Origin of the sequence: Corallococcus sicarius, assembly GCF_003611735.1 — a bacterium.
Lineage (GTDB): Bacteria > Myxococcota > Myxococcia > Myxococcales > Myxococcaceae > Corallococcus > Corallococcus sicarius.
On sequence record NZ_RAWG01000332.1, the window covers coordinates 1 to 10,090 of the forward strand.

Consider the following 10,090-nt stretch of genomic DNA (forward strand, 5'->3'; position numbering starts at 1 on the left):
GCCTCCACCCTCCCCGGAACCGCCGTGGGCCGGGCCCTGGGCGCCAGCGTCGTCCTGAACCTGGGGGTGCTCGTCCCCCCCTTCGTGTGTGCCCTGCTCTTCGCCCGCTTCCGCACCGCGTGCGACCCCTTCGAACTGGCGGGCTTCTACCCCCTGCTCACCGTGCCCTCCGCCCTGCTGGCCTCCGCGACGGGCGTCTTCCTGGGCTTCGCGACAGCCCGGCCCCGGGGCGCGGTGGGCCTGTACGCGCTGCTGCTCCTGGCTTCACTCCTCGTCACGGTGCAGCCCATCGTCTTCGGGCCCCAGGTGTTCGCCTTCAACATCTTCCTGGGCCACCTTCCCGGCCCGCTCTACGACGAGGCCCTCCAGATGACGGCCGCGCTGGGCTGGTTCCGCCTGGAGACGCTGCTGTGGGCGTGCGCCTTCGTGGGGCTCGCCATGTCGCTCCTCGACGTGCGGACCGGGAGGCTTTCCCTCAAGGGCGCGCGCGTGGGGGGCCTGGGGCTCGTCGCGCTCTGCGCGGTGGGCATCGGGATGCTGGAGACGCGCGCCCCCCAGCTGGGGCTGCGCATGACGGACGCGTACCTGGCGGAGGAGCTGGGCGGCGTGCGGGAGACGGAGCACTTCATCCTGCACTACCCGCGCGGCAAGGCCCGCGAGGACGTGGACCGGATGGCCCGCGACCTGGAGTTCCGCTACGCCCAGACGGCGGGCTTCCTGGGCGTGGCCCCCACGGAGCGCGTGCGCGTGTGGCTCTACCGCTCCGAGGACGAGAAGCAGCGGCTGGTGGGCGCCGGCCGCACCCAGTACGCCAAGCCCTGGCGCACGGAGCTGCACATCCAGGACAAGCCCTTCCCGCACTCCACCCTGCACCATGAGCTGGCGCACGTGATGGCGAGCCCCGCGGGGTCCGGCTTCTTCCGCGTGACGATGCGGCTGGGCGTGTGGCCGCTGATGGGCCTCATCGAGGGCATCGCCGTGGCCGCGGACAACCCCGTGCAGGGCGAGCTCACCCTGCACCAGTGGGCCGCGGGCATGCGCCGCCAGGGCATCGCCCCGGACATGCGCGACCTCATGGGCCCCAAGGGCTTCTACCAGTCCGCCCCGGCGCGCGCGTACACCGTGGCGGGCTCGTTCCTGCGCTACCTGGCGGACACCTATGGCGCGGACCGGCTGAGGACCGTCTACGCGCACGCGGACTTCGACGCGGCCTACGGGCGGCCCCTGGGGGAGCTCGTCACCGAATGGGAGCGCACCCTGGACGCGCTGCCGCTGGACGACTCCACGCTCGCGCGTGCCTTCGCCCGCTTCCGCACGGGCAGCCTCTTCTCCCGCGCGTGCGCCCGCGAGGTGGCCCGGCTGTCCGAGTCCGCCCGCGACGCGCTCGCGAGCGACCCGCAGGACGCGCTCGTGCGCTACCAGCGCGCCGCCGCCCTCCAGCCGGAGGAGCACACCTTCCAGCTGGGACAGGCCGCGGCGCTGGACGCCCTGGAGCGCCCGGCCGACGCGGCGGGCGTACTGGACTCGCTCGCCGAGCAGGTGAAGAACCGGCCCGCGCTCGCCGCGGAGGTGGCCATGGCGCGCGCGGACGTAGCCCTGCGTCTGAACAACGTGGACGCCTCCCGCGCGTTCCTGACCGCCGCGCTCGCGCTCAACGCGGGGCCGGAGGTGACGCGCACCGCGCAGGTGAAGCTGGCCGCCCTGGAGTCGCCGTCGCGCCGGGCCCCCATCGAGGCGTACTTCCGCGCGCCGCATGAGGAACTGCGCCTGCTGCTGCTGGACCGCGCCCTGCTTCTGTCACCCCAGGACCCCTGGCTGCACTACCTGCTGGGGCGCAGGCTGCACCAGGTGGGTGCGCCCGCACTCGCGGCGGAGCAGCTCCAACGGGCCCTGTCTGATAGCGGGCTTCCGGAGGCCATCCGCCGTGAGGCCATCCGCCTGCGGATTGAAGCCGGTTACCTGGCGGGCGACTGCGGCGCCGTGCGGCATGAGGTGGGCGCGCTGCCGGATTACGGAGCGGCCTTCCGAGCGTCCGCCACCGAGTGGCGCGAGCGATGTGACTTCGAGCAGACGACCTTTCGCGGGCCCCTGGTGCCGCGTCAGGCTTTCCGCTAGACGCGGGCGACACATTCCGGAGGTGGACGGAGCATGCAGTTCGTCAAGAAGCAGCGGATCCAGGGCACGGTGGACGAGGTGGAGCGTGCGCTCCTCGACGAGCGCTACTTCCCCTTCCTCCTGCAGCACCACGGCGTGCTGTTGGAGCTGCAGCCCCTGGAGGTGAAGACGGACGGGGACCGCGTACACCGCCGCGTGCGCTACCGCCCCAAGCCCGTCATCGCCACCATCGGCACGAGGAAGGTGCCGCCGGAGTGGTTCGCCTTCATCGAGACGTCCACCTACGACAAGCGCAAGAAGGAGCTGTCGTTCACCAACACGCCCACGTCGCAGACCATCTCCAACATGATGCTCAACACCGGCGTGCTGCGCCTGCGGGCCGTGGGTGACGAGACGGAGCGCACCATGGACGGGGAGATCAAGCTCAAGCTCCCCTTCCTGCTCAAGGCCGTGGCCTTCATCGGGGAGAAGGTCATCGAGTCCGAGGGCATGAAGATCCTCGACAACGAGGTGCCCGTCCTCAACCGCTTCATCGCTGAAGTCATCCGCGCCAAATAGTCAAAGCGCACGGAGCGGGCGGGGCCTGGGAATGGGTTGACACCCATGTGGTTGAACCCATAAGGCCCCGCCATGAACCTACGCTTCCCTGCCCTCTGCGCCGTCTTCCTCCTGGCCGCGTGCGCCCCGAAGCGCATCCCCGGCACGGAGTTGCAGGACACCGACGACACCCGCGCCATCCTCGGCGTCATGGAGCGCTACCGCTCCGCCCTGGAGGCCCGCGACCCGAAGGCCATCCAGGCCCTGGTGTCCCCCAAGTTCCGCGACGACGGCGGCACCGAGGACGTGGCGGACGACCTCACCGCGGAGAACCTGGGCGCGCACATGCAGGCGCTCTTCCAGAAGGTGCAGAACCCCAAGGTGGAGATCAACGTCCGCCGCGTGGAGATCCGCGAGGACGACGAGGTCGCCTACGCCATCTACTACTGGAACGCGTCCTGGCGCATGCCCGGCCTCAACGCCCGGCCCCAGCAGGACTCGGAGCTGGAGCAGATGGTGTTCCAGAAGGTCGACGACGAGTGGAAGATCGTCTCCGGCATCTAGTCACGTCCCCGTGAGCGCGCGCAGCCCGTCCGGGCCCATGCTGCCCAGGGCCCGCGCCCGGGCCAGGTAGGTGCGGAAGTCCTTGGGCGCGAGCTTGTCCGCGCCCAGCGGGGACAGGTGGTAGTCGCGGATGCGGCTCGCGGTGAAGCGCACCGCGCCGTAGAGGGCGTGGCCGTACAGCGCGGACCGCTCCACCTCCGCCAGCGGCCGGGCGTCCTGGTAGCCGCGCAGGAAGGCCTGGCAGAGCGCTGGCTGGTACGTCCCCTCGAAGCACCACGCGTTGAGGGTGATGGCCACGTCGCGCGCGTACGCGTCCACGCACGCCATCTCGAAGTCGAAGAAGGCCCCCACGCGGTCGCCCACCCACTTCACGTTGTCCAGGAAGAGGTCCGCGTGGATGACGCCCCGGGGCTCCAGCCCCGGGTGCGCCCCTTCCGCGCGGGCAAGCAGCCCCTCCAGCTCCGCCGCCACCGACGCCAGCTCCGGCTCCGGCCGCTGCCGCAGCCCCGTGAGCCAGCCCCTCACCACCTCCGGGCTGTAGGGGTTCTCACGCGAGCCTCCGAAGGACTGCGTGGTGCGGTGCAGCTTGCCCAGCTCCGCGCCCAGGCGCTCCAGCAGGTCCGGGGTGAGCTGCGCGCGGGTGAGCTCCTCGCCGGCGAGCCACTTGAAGACGCTGATCCTCCCGCCCGCAAGCGACAGGAAGGGCGCCGGGCCCTGGGGCACCAGCAGCACCGGCGCCGGGAAGCGCGCGCGCGCCAGGTGCTCCAGGAGCGCGGCCTCGAAGCGCAGGTCCGCCTCCGAGCGCACCGTCGTGTGGCGCACGAAGACGCGGCCGGCGTCCGTCTCCAGCCGGTGGTTGGTGTTGATGGAGCCCTGCGGGATGGGCGTCATCCCGCGCGCGGCGCCCAGCCCGTAGGCGTCCGCCACGCGGGTGAAGGCCTCGGGGGAAAGTGTCGTGTAGACCGCCATCGCGTGCCTCCAGGGTGTGCCGCCCCACGTGCATCCCGCCCCGGCCGTTGACACCCCGGGGGGGCGGACCTATCTGTCCATCCCCGTCTTACTCCGCATAACTGTCTGAAAACCTTCAATATTTGCGCGTGAGGCCACCCCCATGGACACGTCGGGTCGCGGTGACTGGAAGCGTCGCGAGGGGCTGGGCAGTGCCCTGCTCCAGATTGGTGTCGTCGCGGTGGTGCTCGCGGCGGCGGTGGCGTGGTTCGTCCACCGGGGACAGGTGCGCCAGGAGGTGGACGCGCACCTGCGCACGGCGCGCGCCGCCGCCCTGAAGGGCAACCCGGGCGACCTCAAGATGGCGCAGGAGCAGCTGGAGACGCTCTTCACGCTCTCCCCCGACTCGCGCGACGCGCGGGCGCTGTCCGCGGACATCCAGGCGGAGCTGTGGCTGGACCACCATGTGCCCGGCGCGGACCAGAAGGCCCGGGAGCAGCTGGAGCGCGCGGAGGCCATGGGCTCCCGCTCCGGAGAGCGCTACGGCGCGCGCGCCCTGCTGCTCGTGGGCGAGGGCAAGACGGCGGAGGCGCAGAAGCTCCTGGAGGAGCTCACGGCCCAGGGCGCCAACAGCCCCAAGCTGACGCTGGCCCAGGCGCGGCTGCTGCAGCGGCAGGGGCGGCTGTCGGAGGCGCGCATCGCGTTCGCCCGCGCGGCGGAGGGCGCCTGGAGGGATCCGCGCTTCTCGGCCGCCTATGGCGAGGCGCTGCTCGACGAGGGGCTGTTTCCCCAGGCGGTGGACGCCTTCTCCCGCGCCACCACCGCCAACCCGGATCACCAGCTCTCGCGGGTGACGTCCGCGCTGGCGCAGCTGTACTCGGGCAAGAACCCGGACAGCGTGAAGGCGACGCTGGAGGAGCTGCGCTCGAGCACCCGGCAGCTGACGCCCGCGCTCCAGGCCCGCCTGGCGGTGGCGCAGGCGGAGCTGTCCCTGACGAAGGGCGCGCCCGACGAGGCGCTCTCCCTGACGGACGCGGCGCTCAAGGCCTGGCCGGAGGAGCACTACGCCCTCTTCACCCGGGCGCGCGCGCTCGCGGCGAAGCGTGCCCCCGAGGCCCGCCAGGCCTTCGAGGCGGCCGTGGCGAAGCGGCCCACCGCGCCGCTGCTGGCGCTGGACGGGGCACGCCTGCTCCAGGCGCAGGGGGACGGCGCGGGCGCGCTGGCGCTGCTGGACACCTACGAGAAGACCTTCCGCGAGGTGAAGGTGCAGGCGGCGGACGGCAAGTCGGTGCCCGCGTTGGACAGGGATGACCGGTACTGGCTGGCGCGCGGCGGCGTGATGGAGCTCGCGGGCCGGCAGGACGACGCGCTCGCCGCCTACGACAAGGCGCTCGCGGCGCGCGGCGTGGGGCTGGCGAAGGCGCAGTACGCCAAGGGCGCGCTGCTGCTCGCGCGCAAGGACTTCGAGGGCGCGCGGACGCTGCTCAGCCAGGTGGCCCCGGACACGGGCGCGGGCAACATGCCGGAGGCCTACGAGGCGCTGGGCGAGCTGCTCTTCGCCCAGGGGGACTTCGCCGCCGGGTGCCAGCAGCACTACTTCGCGCTGATGCGCGCCCGCGCCCAGGGCACGCCCGCGGATCTCATCGCCACGCGCGCCAACGACATCAAGAAGCGCCTGGAGACTTCCGGGCAGCCCGCCATGGCCAAGGCGTGGCTCACCGAAGCGGGGCCCCTGTTCCAGCAGCAGTAGCGGGCGGCTTCGGAGACGGGGCTAGAGCAGCTCGGAGGGGTCCAACCGACGCTGCTTCGCCTTCACCACGCGCCACTCGCCGTCGGGCTCCTTCTCGAAGGTGCCCTCGATGGAATAGGCGTTGAGGACGCTGTCGCGCGCCAGGTCCTCCAGCTTGTCCGCCTGTGAGCGGCCGAAGATGAAGCGCGCCTGGAAGTCCGCCTGCGTGGGGGACACCTCGCGCACGTCGATGCCGGTGGTGAAGATGCGCACCCACTGGCCGCGCAACACCTGCGCGGCCATGATGCGGTGCACGTCCGGGCGGCCCCAGCCCTCCGTCGACTTGAAGCGCTCGGACACGCCCTCCATCACCCCGCCGACGTCCTTCTCCTCCGCCGAGCGCGTCATCGCGATGATGCGCCGGGTGACGGCGTCCTTCACGCCGGGCTCATCGCGGGGCCAGAGGAACAGCACGAGCCCGGCGGCGATCAGCGCCGCCATGCCACTCACCACCCGGGAGCGCGTCAGCACCATCTCAGGCGGCCCCGGTCTCCGGCTCCAGCATCATGTCGTCCGCGTCGATGATCTCCAGCGGACGCAGCGCCTCGCCAATCTGCTTCAGGCGCCTGTCAGAGAGCTGCTCCAGGTACGTGCGGATGTTGGGGAAGGCCTTCACGAGCTGGTGGAAGGCGTTGCGCTCCAGCCACGCCGCCGCCGTCTTGCGCGGCACCGTCACCGTGGCCGTGGCGCGCAGGCCGGTGAGGAGCGAAATCTCTCCCGCCACCTCGCCCTCGCGCAGCACGCCCAGCGTCACCACGCCGCCGGCCGGATCCTCCTTCTGCACCACCAGCTCTCCGGCGAGCACCAGGAAGAGGCCCGGCGAGTGCTCGCCCTCCACCAGCACCTTCTCCCCGGCCTGGAGGGCGCGGAAGGTGAAGCGCTGGAAGAGCGCGCCCCGCTCCGACTCCGGCAGCTGCTGGAACAGGGGCGAGTTCGCCATCAGGTTGCGCATCATGCGCTGCTGGGCGAAGTCCGCGAGCAGCTGCGGCACCGCCGGGTGGCTCTTGGCCACCGCGTTGAGGTGCTCGCGGCGGATCTCAAACACCTCCGAGTCCGACACCGCCGTCACCGTGGCGGTGGGCGCCGCGCCCGTCAGCAGCGCCAGCTCTCCGAAGATGGAGCCGCCGCCCAGGAAGCCCAGGGTGCGGTCCTCGCCCTCCGTGCGCCGTGTCACCTCCGCCTTGCCGGCGACGAGCACGTGCAGGTGGTCGTCCGGCTCGCCCTCGCGGCTGATGACCTCCTCCGCCTTGACGGTGCGCCACACCATGCGCCCCACCAGGTCGATGAACGCCTCCCGGTCCAGGTCCGCGAACAGCGGCAGCGGCGGGCGGCCCTGCGGGTCGGCGTTGCCGCCAGTGTCCGGCGCGGCCAGCACCTCGATGGCGCGGTTGGACAGCTCCTCGCCGACGAGCCCCATCAGGTCCGTCTCCACCTTGCCGTCGTACAGGTGCTCCGGCGGCAGGGGCGGCGGCACCGCGGCGCGGCCCGCGGCCTTGCGCGCGGCGCGCGAGTGTACGCGGGCCAGCGTCTCCTTCAGGCGCCGCTCGTTGGGCGACAGCTCCAGCGCCAGCTTGCACGCGGCCATCGCGCTCAACAGGTAGTCGCGGCGCAGGAGCCCCTCCGCGCACGCGTGGTACGCGGTGACGGCGCGCTCGCGCTCCCCCAGCTCCGCCAGACACCGGGACGCCAGCATGCGCGAGCGGTGATCCGCGGGCACGCGGCGGACGGCCTCCGCGAAGACGGCGAGGGCGCGCTCGAACTGGCGCTCCTCGAACAGGTCCATGCCCAGCTCACGCAACGACGACTCGTTCATCCGGTGTCTCCAAACAGCACGACGAAAAGAAACAGGAAAGAAGGCCGCCTTGGGACAGGAGCCCGCAGGCGGCCGGGGCCGGCTACGAACCGCCGGCCTTCTGAAGATCGCTCAGCGCCATCTCCGCCTTGCGCTTCACGTCGGAGCCCTCCGCGGACGCCTCGATGACGATCTTGAACTGCTCCGTCGCCAGGGACGGGTCGCGGTCCCGCGAGATGTACGCTGACAGGTACAGCTCTTCCACCTTCTTCTGGAGGTCGTCCAGGCCGGTGCGCGCGCGCGAGTCGCCGGGGTTGAGGCGCAGCGCCTCGCGGAAGCTGCGGCCAGCGACCGGGTACTCCTTGCGCTTGAAGGCCGCCAGCCCCGCCGCCACCGACGCGGAGGCCAGCTCGTTGTCGAGCGTGTCGCCCAGCGTGCCCGCGAAGCCGATCTGCCGGTACACCTCCGCCGCGCGGCGCAGGGGCTTCACGGAGGCCTCCAGCGCGTTGCTCTCGTACTTGCGCTGACCCTCTTCAAAGGCGGCGCGGAACTGGGGGATGAGCTTCTTGAGCGACCGGGCGCGGGCCTGGATGTCCGCCTCCGCCCGGTACTTGTCCATCACCCGGTCCACCTCCAGCGTCGCGCGCTGGAAGTCCCCGCCGTTGAAGCGGCGCTCCACGTCCTCGAAGGCCTGCGCCACGAACTCCGCGCGCCGCTGCTTCGCGTTCTCCGCCGCCGCGGCCTGCCGCGCGCCTGCCTGCCGCGCCGCGGTCGCCGCCTCCTTGGCCAGCTGCGTCTCCAGCTCCATCAGCCGCTGCTCGAAGAGGGGCCGGGTGTTGTCCGGCAGCGCCGCGATGAGCGGCTTCGCGCTCTCCGGGTTGCGCTCCGCCAGGGCCGCGTCCGCCAGCCCCACCATGTACGTCTGCTCCTTGGTGTCCAGCTCCACCTTGAGCTTGTCGCGCTCCACGTCCGTCTTCGCGGTGCCCTCGGGCGTGTCCTTCAGCTTCTGGCGCGCGTCGTCGAAGCGGTTCTGCGCGATGAGCGCCCGGGCCTCCTTGAAGGCGTCCAGGATGTCCTGCTGGCGCTGCGCGGCCTTGCCCACGCCGTCCACGTCGATGCCCGCGCGCAGCTTCTCCGCCTCGGCCGCGAAGCGCACCGCGTCCGGGTAGTCGCCGTCGCGCACCTTGTCGCGCGCGCGCTGCATCAGCTCCGTGGCGCGCGCCAGGTTCGGATCCACCGGCGGCTTCGGGGGCGGCCCCCTGCGCGACATCGTCAGGGCCGTCAACAGCATCAGCAGCACCACGCCGCCCGCGGCCAGGCCCACCTTCTGCTTGAAGTTCAGCCGGATGCCGCCCTCGCGCGACGGGGAGCGCACCGGGCGCGGGCGGGGCACGCCCGTCTTGCGCGCCTTCTCGTCGCGCATCAGGTCCGCGAGCTTGTAGTTCGCGTTCGTCTTCTCATCCAGGCGCGGGTCCTTCTTCTCCTCCTTCTTGTCCTCCTTGGGCGCGTCCTCGCCGGCCTCCGCCTTGGCGCGCATCTCCTTGATGAGCTCGCTCTCATCCACGAAGCGCAGCCGCGTCTTGCCCACGGAGATCTCATCCCCGTGCTTCAGGATGCACTCGTCGACCTTCTGGTCGTTCACCTGGGTGCCGCTGATGCCGCCCAGGTCGCGCATGACGACGCCCTTCTCGCCGTACACCAGCTCCAGGTGGCGGCGGGACACCGTCTTGTCCTCAAGGGCGAAGTCGCAGTCCGTGCTGCGCCCCAGCACCATGCGCACGCCCTTGAAGCGCTTCTTGCGCCCCTTGTCCGGCCCGTCCAGCACCAGCACCAGCACGGGGGGCCCGGCGCGCGTCGTCTCGGAGTTGTCCTCGTCCTCGTCCTCGGCGGGCGCGGGCGTCTCCGGGCGCACGTCGCCCATGGACGCCACGCGCGTCTCGCCCGTGCGCGAGCGCTGCGGCTCCGCGTCCCCGTACAGCTCCGGGTCGCCCCGGTCCTGGCTGTCGTCCTCCCCCTCCGGGGCGGACCAGTCCTCGTCCGGAACGGCCACGCGCCGGGAGGAACCTCCGGCGGAAGAGGAGGGACGGCGTTCCGCCGTCGAGCCACCAGCAGGACGGCCGGTGCCCGAACGCGACGACGGTGATGGACGGCGAGGAGGCATGGATGGGTCCAGGTTGAAGCGGTCGCCATCTTAGAGCGCCGTCCCCCACCGTGGGAATGCGCTCCCACCGTTCCTTTCAGGGAAGACCGGGCCCCCGCGGACCGTTTGCCCGCACGCCGTCCCGTCCCGATGTAGGTTTCTCCCACCCCGCTCCCTCCAGGAGACCCCTCCATGCCCGCAGTCC

The 10,090-nt window shown here is 71.8% G+C and carries 8 protein-coding genes; 4 read left to right on the forward strand and 4 right to left on the reverse strand.

Annotation, left to right across the window (positions count from 1 at the left end; all coding sequences use genetic code 11):
• From D7X12_RS34460 to D7X12_RS34470, 3 genes are all read left to right on the forward strand, one after another.
• Positions 1–2,115, forward strand: a 2,115-nt coding sequence (locus D7X12_RS34460; protein ID WP_120629455.1) for a hypothetical protein, incomplete at its 5' end; no start/stop codon positions are given.
• 33 nt (positions 2,116–2,148) lie between these two features.
• Positions 2,149–2,673, forward strand: a complete 525-nt coding sequence (locus D7X12_RS34465; protein WP_120629456.1) for a DUF2505 family protein — start codon at positions 2,149–2,151, stop codon at positions 2,671–2,673.
• Between the two features lie 72 nt (positions 2,674–2,745).
• Entirely contained in the window at positions 2,746–3,216 is a 471-nt protein-coding gene (locus D7X12_RS34470) for a nuclear transport factor 2 family protein (protein WP_120629457.1), read from the forward strand.
• Here the strand turns inward: D7X12_RS34470 and D7X12_RS34475 are convergent, their stop codons facing one another.
• Positions 3,217–4,185 carry a homoserine kinase gene (locus tag D7X12_RS34475; protein WP_120629458.1) on the reverse strand — a complete coding sequence of 323 codons (969 nt, stop codon included), beginning with the start codon at positions 4,183–4,185 and terminating at the stop codon, positions 3,217–3,219.
• Between the two features lie 142 nt (positions 4,186–4,327).
• On the opposite strand from D7X12_RS34475, the gene D7X12_RS34480 reads away from it, so the two are divergent.
• The gene (locus tag D7X12_RS34480) at positions 4,328–5,914 is read left to right on the forward strand and encodes a tetratricopeptide repeat protein (RefSeq protein WP_120629459.1); all 1,587 of its coding nucleotides are present in this window, start codon (positions 4,328–4,330) and stop codon (positions 5,912–5,914) included.
• A gap of 21 nt (positions 5,915–5,935) precedes the next feature.
• Here the strand turns inward: D7X12_RS34480 and D7X12_RS34485 are convergent, their stop codons facing one another.
• The 3 genes from D7X12_RS34485 to D7X12_RS34495 all read right to left on the reverse strand — a co-directional run bounded on the left by D7X12_RS34485 (position 5,936) and on the right by D7X12_RS34495 (position 9,795).
• Positions 5,936–6,394 (reverse strand): hypothetical protein, encoded by a 459-nt coding sequence (locus D7X12_RS34485; RefSeq protein WP_439329410.1) that lies wholly within the window; start codon positions 6,392–6,394, stop codon positions 5,936–5,938.
• 34 nt (positions 6,395–6,428) lie between these two features.
• Positions 6,429–7,766, reverse strand: coding sequence for a cyclic nucleotide-binding domain-containing protein (locus D7X12_RS34490; protein WP_120629461.1), 1,338 nt, complete (start codon positions 7,764–7,766; stop codon positions 6,429–6,431).
• A gap of 82 nt (positions 7,767–7,848) precedes the next feature.
• The gene (locus D7X12_RS34495; protein WP_244224950.1) at positions 7,849–9,795 is read right to left on the reverse strand and encodes an FHA domain-containing protein; all 1,947 of its coding nucleotides are present in this window, start codon (positions 9,793–9,795) and stop codon (positions 7,849–7,851) included.
• Between the last annotated feature and the right edge of the window lie 295 nt (positions 9,796–10,090).